Source organism: Streptomyces sp. NPDC001852, assembly GCF_042891825.1.
In the GTDB taxonomy this organism is placed as follows: domain Bacteria; phylum Actinomycetota; class Actinomycetes; order Streptomycetales; family Streptomycetaceae; genus Streptomyces.
On record NZ_JBIATN010000035.1, the window covers coordinates 68,301 to 92,561 of the forward strand.

A 24,261-nucleotide genomic window follows, 5' to 3' on the forward strand; every position below is an offset into this window, starting at 1 on the left:
CGGGGGGGCGCTACGGGAAGCGGGCGGCCCCTGTCGGTGGCCGAAGAGATTCCCGGACGCACGTCGCTCATGGCCTGCGCGATGCGAGGGCGCACCTCGTCGAAGTCTTGGGCGAAGGCCCGGGAGCGGACCCCTCAAATGGGATGATCGCGTTCGGCGTCACGTAAGCGGTTCGGAAAGGGGCTGGAACGATGCTCAAGGATTCCTCATTACGGGGCTACTTGTTGGAGGAGTCGTTGGCTTGGCTGCTGCGCTCCAGCGGTTACCGGCTGCTCGTCCACGAGGACCAGGATCCGGTCGAGCTGGTCAGTGACGGCGACACCCTCCGGGTCAAGGGACGGGGTGCGGTCCACCAGGTCGATGTGCTCGGGGAGTTCGCGTTCACGCCGGCGTTCTCCATGCCGGTACGGCTGTTTCTGGAGGCCAAGTACTACCAGAGTCGCTGCGGGCTGGAGGTCGTGCGCAATGCCCACGGCGTAGTGCACGACGTGAACGAGAACTTCATGACGGGCACGGCAACCAGGCCCAGGCAGCGGTACAAGTACTCGTACGCCCTGTTCTCGGCGAGCGGTTTCACGGCGGACGCACAGAGGTACGCGCTCGCCCATCAGATCTCGCTGGTGGATCTGTCCGGCGCGTCCTTCGCGTGGTTGCTCGGCCACATCGGCACCACCGCGCAGAGCCTGTACAAGGCACAGCAGTACCTGCCTGGGACGAGTTCCTTTCCGGTGAACTGGATGCGTACCGAACTGCGACGCAGGCTTCAGACGTCTCCGCTGCATCTATTGCCGCAACCCGCGGCGCCCGAAGGGAAGTTCGTCCAGATGGCCGCCACCGCGCTGGCCGAGTTCGCTGACGCCCTGCGTGGTCGCAGCGGTGTGGAGCTGCTCCTCGGTTTCCCGTCTGCGCCGTTCATTCTTCCGCTCGCCACGGACGACCACGAGCGGTTCCTGGAGTACGCGGAGGCGAGGCCGGACCACGCCGTGCGGATCAGGCGGCGTGGGATGGGCAGCGCGGCGGAATGGACGCTGGCCCCTGCGGATGCCGTCGGCGCGTACGAGCTGGCGTTCAAGCTCCCCGAGCACATCGAGGAGTGGATCAGTGATGTCGAGGGGAAGGAGCGCCGCCGCACCGCCGAGGTCAAGGAGCAGTTCCTGTCCACGATCACGCTGTATCGCATGAACGGTGCGGGCGTGCGCGCCTATCAGTTGCGCTATGAGGCGAGTTCCTTCTCCCAGGCCGGCGCTGTAGTCACGCCGTGACCGCCGCGACACGACCGGTGGGCAGGTACGGGCTCGGTGTGCCATGCCAGCTGATCAGCAGCGCGTCACGGGCGCGGGTGGTGGCGACGAACAGCAGGGAGCGCGCCTTGCGCTGTTCGCGTTCGTAGCGGGCCGGGTCCTCGGTGCGGTAGCGCTCAATGACGCTGGTGCGCGGGATGATGCCGTCGCTGGCGCCGATGATGGCGAGCCGTTGGTATTCGAGGCCCTTGAAGCGGTGCATGGTGCCCACGTGGACCTCACCATCGCCCTTGGGGCCCTCCTTGGTCAGTTCGGCGCAGGTGATGCCCGCTTTGGCCTCCAGATGGTACATGGTCTGGCTGACCATCTCCCGATCGGCGACGCACACCGCGATACGGCCGCTGGGGTCGACAGGAGCGCCGCCTTCGTCGGTGGACAGCTCTCCCCGCCACGTGCGCAAGGTGGCCGCGAGGCCTGCCAGTTCGTCCTCCCAGGTGTCGTAGCGGACGAACCCGGGCTGGGGTCCGTGGAGGACGGAGCGGTAGCCGGCGAGGGTGTCGGTGCCGTCATCGAGGTCGTCGTAGACGACCTTCTCGTCCTTGCTCCTGGGGTTCTTGGGGTCCACGACCCGCAGGGCCTCAGCGAGGATCTCCCTCGTGGTCCGGTAGCTCAAGGTGAGCCGGGAGGAGCGGCCCCGGATGTGGATGCCGAGAGCGCCGAGGGCGACCTGATGGTCATAGATACGCTGGTGAGTGTCGCCGGCGATGAACAGGTCGTCGGGAAGGTCGGGGTCGGCCATGGCACGCAGCATCTTCCAGTGCGCGGGGCGCAGGTCCTGGGCTTCGTCGACGACGATGTGCCGGTAGCGGTAGCCGAGGTAGCGCATGCCGGAACTGTTGTCGCGGTGAATGAGGTCCTTGCCGCCGATCTCTTCCTTGTAGGCACGCCTGCCCCTGATTTTCGCGGCGCGTTCGATCTCGAAGCGGGCGGCGCGCTCCGCGGCCTGGCCCCAGGTTTCCACACCCATCTTGTCGAGGCGGGCGGTGAACTGCTCGATCAGCTTCCAGATGTGGGCGCGCTCCGGGCGGGTCAGCGCCCGGACTCGGCCGGCCCGGCGGGCCTTGAAGTAGTCGGAGCGGGTGGGTACGGACTGGCCGAGGATGACCTGCTCCCACTCCTCCACGAGGAACTCCGCCTCGAAGCGCCGGTCGTCGAGTTCGGTCAGCAGCTGGCGCATCTCGTTCACTGCCACCTGGTCGTAGACGCGCTGCCTGCCCCGTCCGGGGGCGGTGTTCTCGCCGAGAACACGGGCCGCGAGCTGGTCGATGTGGGCGATGTCCACGCGTGCCAGCAGGTCGGGCTCGACCAGAGAGGCGAGCCTGAGACGCAGGTCGGTGGTGAGGTTCTTGGTGAAGGTCGTCAGCAGGATGGGTTTGTTGTGGCCCGGGGGCAGCTGCTCGGCGAGGTGCTTGACGCGGTGCAGGGCGACGATGGTCTTGCCGGTGCCGGGTCCGCCAGAGACGCGGGCTGGGCCGTTGTAGTGGCGGTGGACGATGCGTTCCTGGGTGGGGTGCAGGAAGACCTTCCAGGCGCGGAAGTCGCCCTCCTCGATGGCGGCGCGTACGGCGTCGTCGACGGTGGTGACCTTCGTGCGGGAGAGGGCGGCCGCGAAGTCGTCAAGGTCCGGCTCCTGTTCGAGCTTGACCGGTGCAGTGATCTCCTTGCGCACCTCGTCGACGCTCATGCCGGCGGCGAGACCGTACAGGACGTCCTTCGACAGCAGGGGGGCGCCTTCGAGGAGCTGGTCGAGTTCGGTGCTCGTGGTGACGGCGAGCGCCAGATCGATCAGCTGCTCGGCGACGCCCAGGGCGCGCAGCCCGGCGGCGTCGTAAGCGGCCAGCAAAGGCGGCTCGGCAGGCTCCGGTTCGGCGGCGGGCTCGGGTACGGGCTTGACCGGGCGCGTCTCCGGCTCGGGTTCGGCCGGAGTGAGTGTGATGCCCGCGCGGCGCAGGGCGCTGTCGCCGACGACAGCCAGGTCGACGAACTCGATCTCGCCGGTGACCCGGTTGACGGCGACCTGAAGCTCTTCGTAGACATCCTTGCGGTGACGGACGGCGATAACCAGCCAGCTCTCGGTGCCATCCGCGTCGACGCCGGTCCGGGCCAGCAGGGCCCGGTAGTCCTGGGAGACGCGGGCGGACCAGATGCGGGAGTCACCCTTCAGCTTCTTCTTCCGCAGCCCGTGGAGTTCGGGGTTCTCGCGGAAGTGGTGACAGAAGTTGTAGAAGTCCGACTTCACCGAACGGTCGAGCTTGTAGAGCTCCTGTTCGGCCTTCCGGTACAGGCTGAGCCGGGCCGTCATCGGGGAGTGCCTTCTTCCATGTCGTTCGTGTCGGGAAGCTCCACCAGGAGCTCCTCGAGGTGGTCGAGCCATTCGGCCGCGGTGCGGACCGTCCAGCCGTCCTCGGCGTAGGCGGTGTCGCGCCGGTGTGCCTCGTCGTCGTCCTCGCCGTCAGGGGCCGCCACGACGGCGATCTTGACGCCGTGGGTGTGCCAGGCGAAGTCGGCCTGCCAGCGGCTGGTGCCGAGTTCGTGGCCGAAGACGGGCGCCTTCTTGCCGCGCTCGGCCAGGATCTCGGCGAGGCGGAGCAGATCGGGTGCCTCGTCGGGGTCGTCGCGCAGGATCTCCAGGATCTCCCGGTCCCAGGCGGCGTCGCGCAGCAGCTGGGCCGCGGCGACCTCGGCCGCCGAGTCGTGGTCCGGGTCGGGGTCGACGGGCTTGACCGCGGCTGCCGGTACCTCGGGGACGACGGGGGCGGGTGCGCCGATGAGGGAGGCGAGTTCGCCGAGCCCGCCGCAGACCTGCAGGACCTCGACCTCGAACCGGGCGGCTGAACTTCCGGCCAATTGGACACCGTCACCGCCGTTCCCGATCAGGAACTGGGTGAGGTTGCTCCAGTAGAGCCAGGCCCGCCAACGCTGCCTGTGCTCGTCCGTGTCAAGGACGGTGTCGCTGTCTTCGAGGACGGTGAGGGCTGTCCACTTCAGGTTCTCTGGATCGGCGGCGTCGAGGGCGAACACGATCGGCAGCCCGGAGGCGTCCGCGCTGCGGAAGACGTGTACCGGGCCGATGCCGACAGAGTCCGGCACGACCGGCTTGTCGTCGCGCTCGGCGGCGCTGAAGGCAGCCAGTTCGCCTCGCAGGGCCGCGACCAGCTCGCGGCGGCTGCCCGTCGCGGCGACCGGGATCGTGCCCGGCTGGGCAGTGAGCCCGGTGACAAGGGCGCGGGCCCGGCGGGCCCACTGCTCGGGGTCCGGGTCGCGCAGATAGGCGATGAGCGTGTCGATGGGATTGACGAAGATCACGCGAGCAAAGTCAGCGCGCTGCCCGCCGTACTGGTCGTACGCCGCCTTGGCCTGCTCCTGGGCCGGGCCCCCGTACGGCGGCCAGACCGGCTTGGTGCGGCCGGCGTGCTGCAGCTCGAAGAGGTCGATGTCCGCCCAGGTGATCTGGAAAACGATCTGTCCCTCGGCTCGCAGCCGAGTGCGCTTGGCCGCGTCGGCGGCGATCTCGTTGTGCTCGCGGCTGGCGTGGAACCGGTAGCCCTCCAGGTAGACCTTGACGCTCCGCTTGGGGCCGTCGACGCGGGTGAAGGTGAAGTCGCTGACCGTGCCGTGCAGTCGCTGCTGGGCGGTGAGCCGCCAGTGGGCTCCGGCGCCCTTGTCGAAGGTGAGGTGTCCGCTCGCGTGGCCCTGGATCTCCTCGAGGGTAGCGTCGTCGGTCGCCTTCTCCCAGGCGCGCAGGGCGGCCAGGAAGCGGGCCTCCAGTTCGGACTCGACCTGGGCGTCGAGGCCGACGAGGCCGGTGTGCTCGACCTCCTCGGTGTCCCAGCCGTCCGAGCCGTCCTCCTTGAACAGCAACGTCTCCAGGAGGGTCAGGACGGCCTGGCGGGAGACCACGTCCTGAAAGGGCTCCGGGGTGTAGCGGTGCAGGCAGCGGTGGCAGGCCCGGCGCCGCTCCTCGGCGCAGGGGCACTCCTTGAGCAGCTCGTACGCCTTGAGCAGGGTGTCCCGGAAGGCGTCCGGCTTGGTGAGCCGGTCCAGGTAGCCGGTGCCGCCGGGCAGGGCGTCGTACAGCACCAGGAACCAGCGGCGCTCCCCGCTCGCGGTGTCCGGCATGGAGGCCACGGTGGTGGCGAGGTGCTGCGGATCGCCGCCGAAATGCCGGTCCACGCCAAGCCTCAGCGCGGCCCGGAAGGAGTGCACCTTGGCGTCCACGTCCGCGGTCGCGGCTGGGATGAGGACCCGCAGTGCCTCGGTGCGCAGCTGGTGGGCAAGCAGCACCGGTTCCTCGCGGGCGTCGGTCTTCTTGCCGCGGCGCAGCGGGCACCAGGGGCGGTGGTGCTTGAGCCGGCCGCTGCGTACGGCCGCCGAGTCCAGCTCGTCGGTGTGGTGGTCGAAGACCGGCTGCCCGTCGGCACTGGCCGCACCGCACGCGGTGCACACGTGGAACGGGTTGAGGCGTACGCGGTGACCGGCGAAGTCGTCGCGGGCCGGGGCATCGTAGCGGACGGGCCCGACGTTGATGCGCCGGATCATGGCGCTGCGGCAGTAGTCGACGCCGAACGTCTGGGTGGTGTGCCGCCACGAGGAGTCCGGCTCGATCTCCTCGACGGGGATGTCGACCGCGTCCACGGCCATGTATGTACGGCGGTCGCGGTCGTCCTTGTCGTCGCGGATGCGGGCGTCCTCACGCTTGTCGCGCGAGGTGACCGTGGAGGGCTCGACGACCTGGAACAGGCACGAACCGTCGTCTGCGATGTGGGCGGTCTTGCAGCGCGGGCACGGGGAGCGGTCCTCGGCCGCGTTCTCGGTGCGGACGTAGCCGCAGCCGGGGCAGACTCGCCAGGTCCGCCACTCCTGCTGTCCACCGGTGGCGATCTCGATTCCGCTGACCTGGTGCTTGTAGCCGTTGACGTAGAAGGTGTTGCCGGGGGCCAGTTCCTCCAGGGCTATCCGCCGGGGCCGCTCGTAGTCGTAGGTGTCGGCGGTGTATTTCGTCGGGTCGGTCTCGCTCTCGCCGTACAGGGTCGCCGACAGCACGGTCGTCGTGTCGATGAGCGCGTAGTTGGGCAGCAGGCCCAGGTCGCACAGCGCGGTCTGGGCCGGGGTGTCGCCCAGGGTCATCAAGTGGCGGCTGACGCCTCGCCGTTCGGCGTCAAGTTCGGCCTTCTGCCGGGCCTGGTCGGGGTCGGATTCGTGCAGTTCGCCATGGGCCTCATCGATCTCCTTCAGTCGGGCCCGCAGCGCGTCCTGGGCACGGAACCACTCCCGCTCGGCCTCCTCGACCTTGCCGCGCAGTCCGGCGGTGGCGTACTCGGTCAGGTCGGCCTTCGCCTGGTCGCTGACACCGGTGGGGAACAACTCCAAGAACCCGCCGACCAGTTCCTCGCCCTGGGCGAGGGCCAGCTCGACCAGATCGACCAGGTAGCCCGACGGCCCGAAGAGCCGGGGCGCCTTGTGCGGAAGGGCCGGCAGCGGCCTGCCGTCCGCGCGCAGGAGGCATCCGGCGGCGGCGAGGTCCAGCAGGTGGGCCAAGTACTGGCGGCGCAGGATCTCGACCGCCGACAGGTAGCAGCCCGGCGGCACGATCGCGCCCGCGATCAGCTCCTTGGGGCGCTCCAGGAAGTACAGGTCACGGCGCCTGCGGTTCGGGATGGTCAGCAGGAAGGCGTTGCCGGTACGGCGTCCGGCCCGCCCCGCCTGCTGCGCGTACGAGGCGGGGCGGCGCGGCAGCGCGGCGAGGACCACCGCCGACAGGTCGCCGATGTCGATGCCCATCTCCAGCGTCGGCGTGCAGGACAGCACGTTGGGGTCCTTGAAGCCGTCGCGCTGCTTGAAGGCGTTCTCCACCTTCTCGCGCTGCGGGCGGGTGAGCATGCCGGTGTGCTCGGCGGTGACCACCTGATAGGTGCCCGCCTTGCGGTACAGGCGCCGGTAGTAGTCCTTGGTGTAGTCGCGGTCGCGGTGATGCACCCCCAGCCCCTCCGGTCGGTCACCGGCGACCAGCCGGCCCCTGCGGCACCGGTACGACGGGCAGGGCTGCTCATGCCACTGGTCGAGCAGCGAGGGGTGGACGGTCTGTTCCCAGAAGCACACCGGGCAGCGCACGTAGGCGTGACGCACCTGCTCGTCGTCCAGGAGCTGCGCCTCGATGTTGCCCGGCTTGAGCCCGTACACGCGCAACGAGGTGTCCCGCGGGGTGCGCACCGACAGCAGTCCCAGCGCGGCCAGTTCGGGCAGCAGCCGGTTCCAGAAGTCCGGAGCCAGCTCCCGCGGAAGTTCCAGGCAGCGCCCTGCCCATCGCTCGTACCAGGACAGGCGCCCGGTGGCGAAGTCGAACTCGCTGCCGTTCTTCGGCCCGTTCAGCAGGAACACCGGGGCTGCGACCCGTTTGGGGAAGGCGCGCATGCCTGGCGCCCGTCGGCCCCAGATGAAGTACCGGCTGGTGCCCGCCTCGTCCACGTACTTGTCGAGCCACTGGTGGGCCACCGCGCCCCGGGTGCGCAGCCGCTCCAAGAAGACCCGCACGAACGCCAGGTAGCGGGCGTGGTCCTGCGGAACCAACGGCACGCGGTCGCTGACGCACTCCTCGTGGACCCTGCGGACCAGGGTCACGACCGCGTCCGGATCCTCGATGCGCACCTGTGCGGCGGCGGTCCGGGTCAGCTCCAGGGTGCGGCCATTACGGGAGCGGAAGCCGAACTCCATCAGCGCCTCGAAGGCGAGGCGCTGTCCGATCAGCCGCCACACCGGCAGGCTGCCGCCGCGCCCCTGCCCGGACAGCAGCTTCTCCACGCCCTTGTAGACGTGCAGGTCCGGCGGCACCACGGCGGCCAGAGTCTCCTTGTCCGTGGTGGCCTCGACGACGTTCGCTATCAGGTCGTTGAGCGCTGTCGGCTCCTCGTGGCGCAGATGCTCGGCAAGCAGGGCGCGCAGCGAGAAGGTGTACGAGCGGTTGGCGACGAACCCGGCCCGGTGTGCGGCATCCTGCACCGAGTCGTTGAACATCAGGGTCTTGTCCTCGTGCAGCTCCTTGTCGAGCTCGCCGCCCGTGAACAGCTGCGTGATGGACGCCGCGGCCATAGCGGCCGACCCGGTACCCAGGAAACGGATGGCGTTGCGCTCGCCACACGCCGGGCACCAGTCCTCGCGGGCGGCGGTGTTCGCCACCGTGCCGCCGAAATGCACCAGGACGAATGCCGAGTCGCGGGCCGTCAGCCGCGGTTCCTTGGTGTCCTTGTCGTAGTCGTTGAGGGGATCGGGCAGCCGCAGCCGCTTGCGCGACCCGTCGAGAACCATCAGGGTCCCGCCCGCACCCTGCCCCGCCGTACCGCCGCCACGGCCGCCGGGCGCCATGGGGGTCGCGCCGGAGCCCTCCCGGGCCTGCTGGTCGGTCGCCGCGATCAGGTTCCGCACCCGGGCCTTGTCCTGCCCCAGCGAGGCCCGCCGGATCTTGAAGGTGTCGAACTGGACGTCGTGGTCGTCGCTCTCGGGCGAGAACACCGCCCACCCCGACCGCCCACAGTCACGGCAGTACACGGCTGGCAAGAACAAGTTGGCGCTCTGCCCGGAAGTGGCCGTCGTCACCGGCACGGGACGCTCCCCGTCGGTGGCACTCGCGTCCTCCAGCCCCGCGACGTCCCAGCGAAACTCCGCCTTCGGCCACGGCAGGACACCACGCAGCAGCCGGGACACCGACCGGGCCCACTGGTGCACCTCGACGTGCACGAACGGCCGCGGCTCCCCCGGCGGCGACTTCGGATCACGGGCGTACGACAGCAGCGCCACGAACCGGGCCAGCGCCTCGGCCGCCTTCTCCGGCTGCCGGGCCACCGCCTCCGACCAGCCGGCCGCGCCCGCCCGCCACATGATGTCCAGCACCTCGGCGCCGGTCTTCACCTCGCCGTCCAGCGCCTGCATCACCGCACGCGTGAACAGATGCCGCCGCAGGTTCTCGCCCAGCAGGAACGGGTCCTTGTCACGGACTCCGGTCACGGCCTCGATGAGGTCGAGCAGTGCCTCCTCGCCGCCGGAGGCGGGATCGGGCAGCGCGAGCAACTCGTCCGGGGTCGGCAGCCCCTGCATCTTCATGTCCCGCAGCGGGATGAACTCCTCGACGGGCAGCCGGTTCTCCCCGACAATCGACTCCGGCGTGAACTCGGTGCCGAAGACGTGCGTCGCCACCTCCAGCAACTGCGCCACGCCGTCCTCGTCGGTGCCCGAGGCGAGCGTCGCCGAGGTCGCCACCGGGCAGATACGGCCCAGCGGACGCCCCTTCTCCGACGCCCCCACCGCGGACGCCAGCCGCCGCAGCAGCATCGCCACGTCCGTGCCCTGCGCACCGTCGTACGTGTGGAACTCGTCCACCACGACGTACCGGATGTCCGACTCCCGCCACAGCGGAGCGTCGTCCTCACGCTGCAGCAGCAGGTCCAGCATCTTGTAGTTGGTGATCAAGATGTCCGGGGGCGACAACTGCATGTCGCTGCGCCGGGTGCGCACCTTCTCGTACTGCGTCACCGCCCGGTCACCGATGTACAGCCCGGCCCACAACTTGCCGAGTTCCGCCTTGTGCTGCGTGAGCAGGTCGTTGATGCGCTGGGCCTGGTCGGTGGCGAGGGCGTTCATCGGGTACAGGAAGACGGCCTTGATCCCGGTCTTCCCCGCCTCCCGTTCGCGGCGGCAGTGGTCGAGCACCGGATAGAGGAAGGACTCCGTCTTGCCCGAGCCGGTACCGGTGGTGACGAGGGTCGGCTGCGGGGTGTGCCCGTTGGCCGACGTCAGCCGGGCGAAAGCGACGGCCTGGTGGGCGTACGGTGTGAATCCCTCGCGTTGCCATTCCAGGTGCTCGCGCCAGCCGTCGTCAGCGGTGGAGAAGGGCGTACGGATCCGCAGGTACGGCCCCCGGAACATCCCGGAGCTTTCGTCCCCGAGGAACCGGTGCAGGGCCTCCCGGGCACCCTCGTCACTGAGCGCGTATGTCGTCGACAGGTACTGCAGCAGGCTCTCTTTGAGCCCGCGCGCCTGGAGGGTGGGCCTCACTGCTCAGGTACCTCCTGCCTGACCGGGTCCCAGTCGCCGTTGGCGATCGCCTCGTCGAGCCGCTGCTTGAAGTGGGCGTGCGCTTCGCGCATTTCAACCTCGCGCTTGGCCTGGTAGAAGGGGGCGCGGTAACCCTCGGGGACGGGGGTCTTGTCGTCCGGTTCACGGCCCTGTTCGACGGCGGCGCGGTACGGCTCGAAGTCCTTCCAGGAGTCCTTCGTCTGGCGCTGGCCGATCGTGCGAGCGTTTCCGGCGATCTTCCATCCGTCGGCGTCGAACCAGGTCACGGCCTCGTACTTCTGCAGTACGGGGAAACGGCCCCGGTACGCGGCGATGAGCGCGTCCGCGTCCATGCCCAGCCATACCGCGACGAGGGCGTCGATCTCCACGAGGGCGGAGCGGCGGGCGCGTTCCGTGCGGAGGGGGGTGTCGGGGCGCCAGTCGGGAGTGACGTCGTTGAGGGGTTGGAGGCCTGGCCAGTCGCGGGCCCAGGGTTCGGCGGTGGGCCAGATGGGGTCGTAGAGGTCCCTCCAGAGGTCGGCGTAGGCGGTGGTGAGGCAGTTGAGACGGAGGGTGCGGAGGAGGAGGGCGGGCGCTAGGGGATGAGTGGGGGTAGGGGCTGGCAGGGCGCTGGCTCGGCCGACGTCAAGGTGTCCTGTGCCGGTTACCCGCAGCAAGTAGTCGACGGGAAGCGAGGCCCACATTCCGGCCACAAGAGCAGTCACGTGGATATTCAGCACCCAGGCACTTCGAACAACGTTCGTGTGTGCTGCGCCAGGCGGGACAAGCGCGGGATAAAGGCTACGCTCAGTGTTCGGTGCAATCATCTCGCGCCATGCGAGCCGGGGGAACACGACGAACCGCCGCTTGGCCCGCTCCACCAGCGCGGCATCGATCTTCTCGGCCGTGACCTGCTCTTCCGGGATCCGGTCATCGTGCGCGATCTTGCGCCGGGTGCGAGCGATCTCCTTCTCGCTCGACCGCAGCCGCGCAAGAGCACCGTGGTCGATCCACCGATCCTGCTCACGCAGGTATGCCTGGTTCCTGCCCGGCATCCGCACGTATTCGGTGTCGGGTACGAAGTCCGGTGCCAGAGCGACGAGATCAGCCCCGTACGGATCATTGCTGTTGGCGTCATGCCGCTTGAACACGGGCGTTGCGACACTGATCTGGGTGCCCTTAAGGATCACCCGGCGCCACCGGTCCGGTTGGTACTCCTGCCCCGTATCAGGGTCAGGCCGGTTGTAGTCGATCAGGTTGTCCTTCTTGGCGCCGCTCTCGTGATACCCCGGCGAAATCTGCGGCTCGAACGCCCCCAGCCGCACCGGATAATCCGCCAGCGCCTCGATGGCCGCCGCTTCCGCCGTACTCACCGGGAACAGCATCCGAGCCTGCTCCACCGGCTGGTCGGTCTCGTCCAACAGCCGCTGCCACACTGCAAGTTGCTCAGTATCCACCCGCACAACCCGCGCCAGATGCGGCCGCTCGTCGAACTCCCCGTTCCGATACCGAACCCCCGGCACCTCACCGGAACCGTCGTGTTTGCCGGAGTTCCGCAACGCGTCCGCCGAGACCAGCCAGGAGAGGTGATCGAAGCCGATCTCCCCCGGCTGCCCATAGACGTGCACACCGAAGTGGGCGGTGTGGCCAACCGGCTCCGGGAAGAAACGCTGGCCCGCGTTGACGAAGTCCCCATGAATCCGCAGCCGCCGATAGGACGCCTCCCGAAGCGCCCCCTCCTTGTCCCCGGTGAAGTGCGTATCCGGATGCACCATGCCCGCAGTCCCGACCCCCGACATGTGCGCCCACACCTGGGACATGAACGCCCGGTACAGATCCGGCTGCGTCCCCGTCAGCAACGGGTACATCTGCGGCGACCCGAACACCGCGACCTGCCCACAGACGTTCATCAGCTCACCCAGCACATACCGCCGGGCCTTCTCCTTGCCCAGCACCTCCTCACGCCGCCGTTCCTTGTCCGCCGTCGACGCCTTCGTCTCCAGCTCGAACCACGGCTCGTGCTCCGCCAGCACCGCGGACTCGTTCCATCGCGGACGCACCCACGGCGGATTGCCCACCTGCAGGTCGAAGCCCCCGCTCTCCGCGAAGACGAGGGCGAACTCCAGCTCCCAGTGCAGGAAGCCCTGTTCCTCGGCGATGTCCCCGACCACCCGCAGCCACGGGAACCGGTCTTCGGGATTGCCGGCGTCCATGCCCATGAAGCCGGGAAGCGTCTCCTCGAAGCCCTTGAGATCGTCAAGGCTCTGGAAACTGTCCACCAGCGTGCCGTCCGGTACGTCCGCCCTGCCGAGCATCGCCTCCAGGAACTCCAGCCAGTCCTCGAGGTCCTTGAGCGGAACGACAGGCCGCCGCTCCGGCGTCTTCGGCTTGGCCGGACCCGTCTTCGCCGTCCTCTTCGGGGCGATCTCCTTCACCTCGACGAGCCCGTCCTCGTCCTGGAGCTGATCGAAGGAGCTCTGCTCGGGCCCCATGGCGAACAACGCCGACACCTCGACGAACCGCGGCGCAGCACTCGGCTCAGGTGCTTCCGCCACCGCCGGGGCCGCCGTAACCGCCTCTTCGGGCTCCGCCTCCGGCTCCCCCGTCAGTGGTACTCCCGCCACCTCGCTCAGCCGCTCCGCCCCGCTGACGTCGACCTGAGCCGCGTACTCCCCGTCCGTCCCGTCCAGCAGCCCGGCCTTCTCGGCGGGCCAGAACCACAGCGCGCACCACGCGTCCATGACCTTCTTCAGCCGCCAGTACGGGGTGTCGACGGCGTTGAACAGGTCCTCCAGGACCTTCTCCTTCGGTACCGCCTGATCGGGGTGGCGTAGGAAGGCGTATTCGGGGTCGTTCGGGTCCGCCTGCCACACGTCGATGCGGCGGGCGATCTCCCGCTCGGAGAGTTCCATGCGCTTGACGACGGCCGACCACAGGAACTCGACGCGCCGGGCGGCGTCCCGCAGCCGCGTGTACTGCGAGGTCGCCTCTGTCTTCGGCTTCCCGGTGCGGGGGTTAAGGGCGACCGTGCCGTCCTTGTTGAGGTGCGCCGTGCTGCGCTTGGGACGCTGGAGGATGCCCTTCTTCCAGGCGCCGAGCCGCTCGACGTCGGCCTTGGCGAGGTCCTTGGCCTCCTTGGAACCGGCGACCGCTGCCCACCCCGGGCACGGCAGCAGGAACTGGTGGACCGCGCCGTCGGGCAGCGGCTGTGGCTCGCCGTCCTTCAGGAACGGCAGCGAAGTCGGTGCGAGGGCGCCCTTCGCCTTCAGCCACGCCTTGTCCGCACTCGACACGTCGTCGCCGGCGAAGACCGCACGGCGGGCGCCGATGAGGGAATTGCCGCGGCGCAGGTGCAGGCCGAACCAGGGCGCGCGCATGCCGGGGTGCATGGTGTTGAGCCACAGCGACACCTCGGCCAGTTCGACGCCGGTGGCGTTGAGGTCGACGCCGTAGGCGTTGTGCAGGGCGACGTACGCCTTGACCTTCTGCTTCTCGGTGAGTGCGGCGTCCGCGGGGATGGTGATGCCGAGTTCTTCCTGGCGGCGGCGCAGGTACTCGTCGGCGACCTGGTTGATGGCCTCGTTGAGGAACGCGCCGGAGCCGAGCGCCGGTTCGCATATCCGGTACTTCAGCAGGTCGGCGGCCCGGGTCCTGATGACGTTGCCGTCGGCGTCCTTTTCCTGGTCGAGGCGGTTCTTGAGCGTCAGTTCGACCGTGACCTCGGTCAGGGACTGGGGGGTGTAGTACGAGGCCGTGGTCTCGCGGTCCCGGCCCGCGAGCCGGTAGACGAAGGAGCCCTTCTCGTACCGCTTCACGCCGCGCAGGCCCTTGCGGGCGTCGTCCTCGTCGTACTGGACGAGCGTCCTGTCCGGGTACTGGTCCTGCTTGCGTGAGGGGATCAGCCAGGAGCCCTGCTCGGGGTCGCCGCCGCGGGCCACCTCGCACAGCTCCTCCTCGGCGATGATGCCGGTGTAGGACATCAACCCCTCATAGACAGCGCCGAGTTGGTTGATACCGAGGTTGCGGTAGGAGATGAAGCCGCCGCGCTCGCCGCGTCGGCCCCTCTTCATGGTGAGCAGGCGCAGCACCTCGTGCAGGGCCTCGTTGCGCAGGCGCAGGTCGAGCCAGCGGGGGGCCTCGTCCTCGTCGCTGCGCGGGTCGAGGACGCCGCGGCCGATGAGGCGGATGGCGCCGGGTTCGAAGAGTTCACTGCGGAGGGGTTCGAAGCGCAGGCCGCGGTCCTCGCTGCGGCGGGCCTTCTTGGCCTTGCGGGTCTCCTCGTCGTCACCCGGCTGGTCGTCGTCGGGTTCGGTGCCGTAAGGGCGGTGGCCGTAGTTGACCTTGTTGAAGAGGACGCTGAGGGATTCGTAGAGGTGAAAGCCGTTGCGTGCCTCTTCCTCGACGAGCTCCTCATCGCGCTCGACGAGTTCGCGCAGCCGGGCCATGGAGTAGCCGGCCTCGTAGGAGCCGTCGTCGGCAGGGAGGATGCCCAGTTCGGGGCGGGCCTCGGCGTAGAGCAGGAACAGGATGCGGTACAGGTAGCGCAGCGCCTCGCGGGTGAGTTCGCGGGGGAAGGGGATCCTGGGGTCCTCGATCTCGGCCGGGGTGACGTTGTTCTTCGGGTCGGCCATCTGGTGCAGGACTTCGTTGGCGATGATCTCGACCGAGCGTTGCAGGCCCTGGCGCAGTTCGGTGGAGACGCCCGCCGCGTTGTCACCGGAGGACTTCAGCAGGGCATCGATGGGGCGGCTGGTGTCGTTCTCGCCGGGACGCAGCATGTCCAGGCTGAACAGGGCGGCGATGGTGGCGAGTTCGCCGAGCTGGGCGCGGTCGTTGCGCTCGAGGGCGGTGTCGAGGTTGACGGCGAGGTAGCGGCCCTCGCTCCAGGCGTGGCGGTCGGCGAGCACGAGGACGCCGCCGCACAGCAGCAGCACGAAGCGGGGGTGCGGGCCGCCCGCTTCGCCGAGTTCGCTCTGGAAGAGCCAGGAGGCGAGTGCGGCCCCCGTCTCGTACGACTCGCTGGCACCGGCGCGGAAGGGTGTGAGGAGGCGTCCGGCGGCGTTCGCGTCGAGGGCGGCGTCGTTGTCCGCGGCCCAGCCGCAGTCGAGGGCGACGATGCCGTGGCCGTGGTAGGCGACGGCTACGACGTGGTCGCGGCCGGCGCGGTGGACGGCGAGTTCGGCCAGTGAGGTGTCGTAGCCGAGGGCGCGCAGGACGGTCTGGTGCCATTCCGCGAGGCGCTTGGCCCACTCGGGGTCGTTGTGCGTGTTCAGGCGGGCTTCGTCGTCGGCGTCGGCCTGCGTGGTTCTGACGAAGTAGCCGCGCAGTTCCTCGGCAAGGTAGGGGGTGCGCAGGGTGCGTAGCAGTTCGCGCGGGGTTCTGCGAGGGTCGTTCTCGTCGCCCTCGCGCAGCGCCCAGGTGGCGAACAGGCCCTTCTTCAGGTCGGTGCCGAGCTGTTCGGCGAAGTAGTGCGCGGAGAGGTACTCGCCGCGGTTGGCGAAGGAGTCGAAGTCGGTGCTCACTGCTCGGCGCCTCCCTCGGCGGCGGTACGGGTGTGGTCGGCGGGTTCGAGGACGGCCAGCAGCCGCAGCATCGGTTCGCCGGCCGTCTGCAGGGACGTGACGAGTTTCAGGCGCCGCTTGGCCGTCCGGTCCAGCTCGGCCTCGTTCGGTCGGGCGCTGGCGAACAGCGCTTCCTGCCGCCATACGGCCACCCGGTCACGATGGGGCTTGAGGGTGGCCTCGATCCGCTCGCGGTATTCGGCCTCCAGCACGCCGAGGTGCTGTGCGGCGGCGTCGATCGCCGCGGGCACGAGTGCGCCCAGGCCGGGGAGGTCCCGGGGCTCCGCACGGCCCGGCATGCCGGGCCCGACGCCGTATGCACGCAGTACCTCGTCGGTCAGGGCCGTGACGACCGGGGCGCCGGGCAGGCCGGAGACGGCCATCCACTCGACGACGGTGGGCTTGCCAAGTGCGTTGGAGTAGATGCCCTGGACCAGATAGGTCGGGCTGTCGACGGTGGCGGCAAGCACGGGGGCCTTGTGTCGGCCGATCTCTACCAGCACCTTGTCGGTGAGCCAGTCCAGGACGGGGTGGACGTCGGTGATGTAGGAGACGTTGGGCCACTGGGAGTCGCCGGTCTCCCGCGCGGCCTTGAGCCGCCGGGCGGCGAGTTCCTTGGAGAAGGTGACGCGCATCCGTGCCGGCCGGTCCTTGCCCGGCAGGATCTCCTGCTCGTCCAGGTACGACTTGGGCAGCGCCTTGAGCCGGTACAGCAGGTCCCGCGGTGGTTCGAAGGCGATGGTGCCGTCGTCGTCGCGGCGCAGTGACAGCATGTTCTCCGGGTTGGGGCGGCAGACCTGCTTCAGCGCCTCCTCGAAGTAGTCGGCCGTGGACGCGAAGAGCCGGGGCACCACCGCGCGGGCGACCTGCGGCTGATCGTGCACGGCGCCCACCTGTCCGAGGATGCCGGCGAGGAACGCGGGCCCGGTCTGCTGGGACTGCTTGATGGACTCCTCGACCGTGCGGCCCGCGATCAGGTCCTGGGTGAGGCGGCTCTCCTCCTCCTTGGCCCGGTACAGGCCGGTGACCGCCTCGGCCGATCCCTCGATCCGGTGGGCCTCCTCCTCGCGCGCGAGGAGCTTCTCGCCCACCAGGCGGTCGTCCAGCGTGCGGGGCTCTCCGGTCGTCTCGTCCGTGCGCCATGGGACGTCGCTGGTGAGGATCAGCGCGCGGAACTCGGGCCGGTGTGTCTGGCCGTAGCGGTCGATACGGCCGTTGCGCTGCTCGATACGGATCAGGGACCACGGCAGGTCGTAGTGGACCAGACGGTGGCACTGCTGATGGAGGTTGACGCCCTCGGAGGCGACGTCGCCGGTGAACAGGATGCGCACGGGATCGTCACGCAGCCCGAACTTCTCGACGATGTCCTGCTGTTCCTGATCGGTGGTGGCTTCGCCGTGCATGACCTGCACCGCTCCGCCGAAGGCCAGCCAGGGCTTCTTCTCGTCCTTCTTCCCCTCCGCGCCGGCGGTGCGCGGGAAGCCGAGGGCCGCCGGTACGGTCTCGGCGAGCCATCGCAGGGTGGGGATACTCTCGGAAAACACCACCACCCGGGTCTCGGAGCCGGGCCCGACCCCCATGGCCCGCAGCTCGTCCACCAGCGCCATGAGCTTGGCGGAGTCCTGGTCCTCGATCTGCTCGGCGAGCTGCCGCAGGTCGACCAGGGCAGCCCGCTCGGCCTTGCGAGCCGCCTCGCGGACGGCCGGATCCTCCGGGCGGGTGCGCCGCTTGTCGCCATCGTCGGCCTTGTCCGGCGGCGGGTTGTCCAGGTTGCCGATCCTGGTCTTGATCGTCTCCAGCAGGGCCTTGTGCGAGGACAGGAACGACTTCAGGAGCCGGTACGGAACGAGCTGGTGCCGACTCGCCGAGGGCGCGGACGGATCGGCGGGGATCCAGCGCGTGGCCAGCTCGGTGAAGACCGCGAGTTCCTTGTCGGTGGCCGGAACGTGGATCGGCCGAGACGGGCCACGGTCGGCCCAGGCGTTGTCCTTGAGCGACTCCCGTACTTCCGGCGAGGTCTTCGTACGCCGGATGTAGAGGTGCTTGAGGTCGTCCACCTCGTACTGGGACGGATTGGCGATCGCCGCCTCGTCGAGCATCCTGATCAGCTCGGCGAACGACACAGCGTCGCCGTTGTGCGGGGTGGCCGAGGCCAGGACCAACGCGTCCGTCCTTCGGGCCAGCAGCCGGGCCAGCGCGTTGTTCTTCGTGCCGCGGTTGACCAGGTTGTGCGACTCGTCGATGACGACGGCGTCCCAGTCCGTGTGCTCCAGGTGGTGCGCGTACACGTCGCTCTTCAGCGTGTCCACGGAGATGATCACGCGTTTGAAGTACGCGAACGGATTGCGGCCCCCGGGGATGTCCCGCTGCACCCGCTGGATACCGGTCGAGTCCAGCCGCACCAGCGGGATCCCGAACCGGGTCCACAGCTCCCGCTGGAACTGCTCCAGGACATGCTGCGGTGTCACAACCAGGATCCGCTCGCCCCGCCCGCGCCGGATCAGTTCCGCGAGCAGCACCCCGATCTCCAGGGTCTTGCCGAGGCCCACGACATCCGCGATGAGGATCCGCGGCTGCGGGTTCTTCATCGACAGTGCCAGCTCGGCCGGCCGTAGCTGGTGGACCTGCTGGTCCATGAGGAAGCCGTCCGCCAGCGCGAGCCCGTGCTCAGTCTGCGGAAGGAACGTCTTCCGTACGATCGCTTCGAGGAAGAGCCGGGACCGACGGTGGTTGGGCGAGTCGTCCGGCACCAGTTCCGTCTCGCGCGGATCAAGTTTCTGTACGACGTCCAACCGGTCGTAGAAGACTGCCTCTATACCACGGACGAACGGCGAGATGCCCGTGACCTCCACCATCCAGCCGTCACGGGTCCACTCGCACTTTCGCACGAGCCACAGGTCTTCACGGATCAGAACCTGTGCCCCCGGAGCGTAACCGCCCGACGACGGCCGCTGGCGCTGCGATGACGCGACCTCGGCTTCGCGGGCATCCTGCACTACATCGCTCCGACCGCCCACGGCTTCTGTCCCGACGCCCAACGTCCGCTCCACTCCTTACCCACGGCCCGCCGCACGCGGGGCCTACGCAGCCCCGTCCCGGTATGGCCGTCCCCAAGTTTCTCACCAGCCACTGACACCGTCGGTCACAGGGCGGCATCAACCGCATACTGCGAGCGCAGCTCCTCGGCCACTCGCTTCGACGCCGGCGGCCGACCACGGGCGGGCCGAGGCTTTGGCCCTGCCTCCGGGCGTACGGCAGGCTCGCCGGGCACGGGGGCCGAGCCGTCCTCCTGATCCGCCTCGTCGTTCCCCTCGTCCGCCCTGACCACGTCACCTTCGCGGCGCCCGTCGAGCGGCGAGTCGCCGCCACCGGCCTCTTCGAGCCTGACCTGGTCCTCGAGCAACCTCTCGAACGACGGTGACAGCGGCCCCTCGGCCGTGTCCGGCGCATCGCCCTCGACCGTCCTCGCGATCAGCGCCAGCCGAGCGTCCGCCGGGCTCAACCCGGCTTTCTTCAGCAGGTCCGTGCACATCCGCGCGACGGCGTCGAGCTTCGGCCGGTCCTCGGGTTCGTGCGCGAGCATCGACGCGATGAGCGGCCGCAGCCCCTCCGGTACCCCTCTCAGATCCGGACCGATGGCGGGATTCGCGACCTGCATGGCGACCGCCTCCCACGCCACACCGTCATACGGGTAGTGGTGGGCCGCCGCATACAGCAGCACCGTGCCCAGCGCGTACACATCCGCTGCCGGTGTCACCTTCGGATGCCCGCTCGCCTGCTCTGGCGGCATGCACCGCACCGTGCCGATGATCATGCCGCTGTGCGACAGGGACTCCTGCGCGGCATCCATGAAGGCACCAAGCCCGAAGTCGATGATCATGGGGCCGTCCTTCCCCATCATGACGTTCTGGGGCTTGAGGTCCCGATGCACAAGGTCCGCCGCGTGCACTGCCTCCAGCCCCTCGGCCAGCAAGGCACCGAGGCTGGCGACCAGCGGCACCGGCAGGACACCGCCCTGATCCACACAGGCCAGCAGGGTACGGCCAGCCACGTACTCCATGGCCAGCCAGGGCCGGTCGGCAAACGGATCGGCCTCGAGGAACCGCGCCACCCTGTTCGTGCCGACCACCGTCCGCGCGATCAGCGCTTCCTTCTCGAACCGCGCCCTGGTGAGGGGGTCGAGCTTGTCGCTGCGGATCAGCTTCACGGCCACCGGAGCCCCGCCCGGCGTGTACGCGAGGTACACCTCCCCCATACCACCCGAGCCCAGCTCCTTGGCCACCGTGTAACGGCCAATCCGCTCGGGCATCCCCGCCATCTACCGCTCCGAACTCCTCAACCATCCCCGCACGCCCACCAGCCAGGACACGGGGGCGCCGATCAAGCCTAGTCGTTCCCGCTCCGGGGTTGTGAAGGTTCTGCTGACTTCGCCTGCCGCCTGCGGAAGCGGCGCTCTGATCGAACGGGGATTGCCAAACCATCGGATACCACCGCAGGGGACAGAGACGCACTCCGCATCGCGGGCGCTGCAAAGCAGGCGGCTGGACCGCTCGTGGAGCTGGTGGCTCGCGATCAGGCGGATGCGGGAAGCTGAGAAGGATAGGGAACCTGCCGCGAATGGCCCGTAGAATCCGCGCAGTTGAACGGAATTCTTCACGCCTTGGGGGGCAAGTGCGCGCATGGATGGTACGGGCTGGCAGCGAGGGCGAACGTGAGGAACCCGCGCTGAGTGAGGCCATCGTCGCCGCGGGCTGGACGGAGCTCGTCGACGACCTCACGGATGTCGCCGACCGGGAGCAATTGCGCGCCTTGGTGGAGGCCACGTATCCGGACTACAGCCCCCGCGTCATCGGAAACTGGGTGGGACAGCTGTGGCGGTTCCGTCACGAGATGAGCATCGGGGACCTGGTTGTCATGCCGCGCCGGTCTCGGCAGCTGGCGCTCGGCGTGATCACCAGTGAGTACGTCTTCCGCCACGGCGCCGAGCCCGGACTGCAGCACACCCGGCAGGTGAAGTGGGAGCGCACCGGCCTGGAGCGCCGTGCCGTACAGCAGGATCTTCTCGACAGCATGGGGTCACTGCTGACCATTTTCGAACTGCGCCGGTACGACGCTGCCCGCCGCGTTGCCGCCCTCCTGAACAACGGAAAGGACCCGGGCAGCAGGGAGTCGGGACCGGAGAGCCGCACCTTCTCCTCCTGGGCCAAACTCCTGGAAGCCGCAATAGAAGCCCCAGCCGATCAGCCGCTGGCCATCACGACACGTAGGCTCATCGAGGCCTGGGGCCTCACACGCCGGAGTTCGGCGAGCGTCGACCAGATCGAGGCAGACCTGGCAGACAAGGGACTGACCGCCCGTCCTCCGATCAACACCGGGAGCATTGACAGCCTCGTTACCCTGCTGCGTATCGGCGCGGAACCGGGCCCCGACCAGCCTTTGCTGACTGATGCAGACGTCCCCGATGAAACGGTCGAGCAGGCGCCGCTCACCTACCGCATCAATCATCTTGCCTCGGCCACCGGAGGCGTGGTGTCCGTGAGCCCGAGTGACACACCGCGCAAGGCCATCACTGCGATGGTCTACCACGACTACTCTCAGCTGCCAGTGCTGGACGATTCCGGACGGTTGTGCGGAGTCGTCACATGGGAATCCATCGGCCGCGCTCGCGTCTCCGGCAGTCCTCTCACGCTGGCCGACATCGCCACTCCCGATCCCCTCAACCTGCTCGACCAGGCGGAACTCCTCCCCTGGGTCTCCCAGATCCAGCAGCGCGGGTATGCCTTTGTCCACGACAGCCAGCACAAGATCATCGGCATCGTCACCGCATCCGACCTCAGCTTCCAATTCGGCGTTCGCGTCCAGCCCTTCGTCCTGCTCGAAGAGTTGGAGCAGCGTCTGCGACGTCTGATCAACCAGGCTTTGATGCGCGGCACCCTGACGCTCGCCCAGATCCATTCAAAACTCCTGCCGCACCGCAGAAAGAGAGTTCATGCCGCAGACGACCTCACCCTGGGCGAGTACCCCCACGTGCTCGAGCCGACAGAACACTGGGAAGCGCTGGACTGGGACGTCGATCAAAGCCTCGTCGTCGACTCGCTGAACGAATGCACGGAGTTCCGGAACAGGCTCATGCACTTCAGCCCGGACCCCCTCCCGGACAGCGAACTCGCTCCGGTTCGCGGTTTGCTCGAAGTGCTCCGGGCGCTGGACCCGACCGCCTGATGACGACTTCGCAGGACCTGCTTTGAAGAGCGGGTCCTGGACGCTGGCCGGAGTCATCACCGCCGACAGCAACCAAGAGTGACCTGACCCGGGCAAATCCCCAGGTCAACGCAATGAAAACGGACGAGCCCGCTGTCGCCGAAATCAGTCTGAGCCCGGGCAGACCAACGGATTAAGCAGCCAGTCACCTTGCCCCAAACAGTGATCAACCGGCGCAGGGCGGCAAAACCGAAGTGCAACATCTCTATACGGAATGTGTCAGCACCGACGAGTCACCTGGCCCGGCGCCCGGCAGCGCATGCCTCAGCCCACAGCCGAGCCGTACTCAAGTACGGCCACCCCCCAGAAGATCCACGTGGCCCTCCCCGACAAGCCACCCAACGTGACGGAGTCCGTCGCAGCCGCCCTCCTGGAGCTCCTTCGCGCCGTGATCGCCGAGCCAGGGCGGCAGCACCTCGATCCCGAAGACGCCTAAGCAGGGATGGACGCGGCTGGCTCTTCTTGCCCAATCGAGGTACGACAGACCGCCACATAACACCCGCAACGCGATACACGCCATACACCCCGGGGGTCTGACCGCACGTGATCCGTTTCGCCTTCGCCGGACGCTGTTCCACCGAGGACCTTCAAGATCCCGAAGCCTCCAGGAACTGGCAGCTCACCCGCGCCCGAGCCCGATCGAGCCCGCCGGGGGCCAGATCGTCAGCGAGTACTTCGACGTCGGCCACAGCCGCTCCCTGCCCTGGCAGCGCCGGCCCCGCGCCAACGAACTCCTCCAAGCCCTCCGCAACCCGAACCGGGGCTTCGACGCCGTCGTCATCGGAGAGCCACAGCGCACGTTCTACGGCAACCAGTTCGGCAACACCTTCCCCGTCTTCGTCCACTTCCGCATCCCCCTGTGGGTCCCGGAAGTCGGCGGACCCATCGACCCGGACAACGAAGCCCACGACCTCGTCATGTCCGTCTTCGGCGGCATGAGCAAAGGCGAACGCAACCGCATCAAGATCCGAGTGCGGACCGCCATGGGCTCCCAGGCACAGCTTCAGGGCCGCTATCTCGGCGGGAGACCGCCCTACGGCTACCGGATCGCCGACGCAGGCCCCCCAACCCGCCCAAGGCCGCCGCCGGCCAGCGCATCCACAAACTCGAGCCCGACCCCGCCGCCGCACCCGTCGTGCAGCGGATCTTCACTATGTACGTGGAGGGCGTGAGCTACAGCGCCATCGCCGCCCAGCTCACCCGGGAAGGCATCCCCTGTCCCTCCGCCCACGACGCCACCCGCAATCCGCACCGCAAGAACACCGCATGGCAGCAGGGCGCCGTACGCGCCATCCTCCTCAACCCCCGCTACACCGGCCACGAGGTCTGGAACAAGCAACGCAAGGAAGAACGCCTCCTCGACGTCGACGACGTCACCCTCGGCCACCGCACCCACATGACCCACAACCCGCCCGACGAGTGGATCCACTCCAACGAACCCGCCCACGAAGCGATCATCAGCCCCGATCTCTTCAATGCCGCCCTCACCGTGCGCACACAGCGCGCCCGCAACCAGGGGCCGCAGGAGCGCGCCGGCAAGCAGGGCGGGCGCCCCTACGTCTGCGCGGCCGGGTCCGGTGCAGCCTGTGCGGGCGCAAAATACAGCCCGCCACCATCCGCAGCCGCGTCTACTACCGCTGCGAGTTCAAAGAGGAAGAAGCCGCCCTCTATCCCGACCTCACCCGCGCACCGTCTACCTGCGCGAAGACATCGTGTGCCAGGCCCTGGACCGGTGGATCGCCCGGGCCTTCGCTCCGGACCGTCTCTCCGCCACCATCGAAGCGCTCACCCACGCCAGCGCCGCGGCAAGCGCCGCAGAGCCCCGGACCCCCGAGCAGGCCCAAGCACGCCAGGCGATCAAGGAGTGCGAGCTGCGGCTCGCCCGCTACCAGGCGGCCCTCGATGCCGGAGCCGACCCCGCCGTCGTCAGCCAGTGGATCAACGAGGCCCAGCGGGACAACGACGCGGCGCAGAAGAAGCTCGACGCGCACCCCGCCGCCCCCGTTATCTTCTTCGCGGTCCTGCAAGAGGGCCGCTGGCCTCCGGGCCCGGCATGACTGTTCCCCCCTGTCGAAGGGATGACCTGGGGGGTG

The 24,261-nt window shown here is 68.7% G+C and carries 10 protein-coding genes and 1 pseudogene; 5 read left to right on the top strand and 6 right to left on the bottom strand.

The window, feature by feature from the left end; all coding sequences use genetic code 11:
• Positions 1-191: 191 nt before the first annotated feature.
• Positions 192-1,262 carry a hypothetical protein gene (locus ACFYZB_RS40035; RefSeq protein WP_388766818.1) on the top strand — a complete coding sequence of 357 codons (1,071 nt, stop codon included), beginning with the start codon at positions 192-194 and terminating at the stop codon, positions 1,260-1,262.
• On the opposite strand, the gene ACFYZB_RS40040 is transcribed toward ACFYZB_RS40035, so the two are convergent.
• From ACFYZB_RS40040 to ACFYZB_RS40060, 5 genes are all read right to left on the bottom strand, one after another.
• Positions 1,252-3,603 (bottom strand): UvrD-helicase domain-containing protein, encoded by a 2,352-nt coding sequence (locus tag ACFYZB_RS40040; protein WP_388766821.1) that lies wholly within the window; start codon positions 3,601-3,603, stop codon positions 1,252-1,254. The two genes, ACFYZB_RS40035 and ACFYZB_RS40040, sit on opposite strands and share 11 nt — an antisense overlap.
• Positions 3,600-10,346, bottom strand: coding sequence for a DEAD/DEAH box helicase (locus tag ACFYZB_RS40045; RefSeq protein WP_388766823.1), 6,747 nt, complete (start codon positions 10,344-10,346; stop codon positions 3,600-3,602). Before ACFYZB_RS40045 ends, ACFYZB_RS40040 begins: the two co-directional genes overlap by 4 nt.
• Positions 10,343-15,868 (bottom strand): hypothetical protein, encoded by a 5,526-nt coding sequence (locus ACFYZB_RS40050; protein ID WP_388766825.1) that lies wholly within the window; start codon positions 15,866-15,868, stop codon positions 10,343-10,345. The genes ACFYZB_RS40045 and ACFYZB_RS40050 overlap by 4 nt, the downstream gene beginning before the upstream one ends.
• Positions 15,865-18,795, bottom strand: a complete 2,931-nt coding sequence (locus ACFYZB_RS40055) for an SNF2-related protein (protein WP_388766827.1) — start codon at positions 18,793-18,795, stop codon at positions 15,865-15,867. The genes ACFYZB_RS40050 and ACFYZB_RS40055 overlap by 4 nt, the downstream gene beginning before the upstream one ends.
• A gap of 254 nt (positions 18,796-19,049) precedes the next feature.
• Positions 19,050-20,225 (bottom strand): serine/threonine-protein kinase, encoded by a 1,176-nt coding sequence (locus ACFYZB_RS40060; protein ID WP_388766830.1) that lies wholly within the window; start codon positions 20,223-20,225, stop codon positions 19,050-19,052.
• Positions 20,226-20,578: 353 nt separating this feature from the next.
• Here ACFYZB_RS40060 and ACFYZB_RS40065 point away from each other — a divergent pair, with 353 nt between their 5' ends.
• Entirely contained in the window at positions 20,579-22,129 is a 1,551-nt protein-coding gene (locus ACFYZB_RS40065; RefSeq protein WP_388766832.1) for a CBS domain-containing protein, read from the top strand.
• 298 nt (positions 22,130-22,427) lie between these two features.
• Positions 22,428-22,604, top strand: a complete 177-nt coding sequence (locus ACFYZB_RS40070) for a hypothetical protein (protein WP_388766834.1) — start codon at positions 22,428-22,430, stop codon at positions 22,602-22,604.
• Positions 22,605-22,755: 151 nt separating this feature from the next.
• Here ACFYZB_RS40070 and ACFYZB_RS40075 read toward each other — a convergent pair whose 3' ends face one another.
• Positions 22,756-23,076: a hypothetical protein gene (locus ACFYZB_RS40075; protein ID WP_388766836.1), complete on the bottom strand. Its 321-nt coding sequence runs from the start codon at positions 23,074-23,076 to the stop codon at positions 22,756-22,758.
• A gap of 245 nt (positions 23,077-23,321) precedes the next feature.
• Here ACFYZB_RS40075 and ACFYZB_RS40080 point away from each other — a divergent pair.
• Positions 23,322-23,609: pseudogene (locus ACFYZB_RS40080) on the top strand (recombinase family protein); the annotation flags it as partial.
• Positions 23,610-23,880: 271 nt separating this feature from the next.
• A complete protein-coding gene (locus ACFYZB_RS40085) occupies positions 23,881-24,225 on the top strand; it encodes a hypothetical protein (RefSeq protein ID WP_388766843.1) in 345 nt (114 codons plus the stop codon).
• Positions 24,226-24,261: the final 36 nt, after the last annotated feature.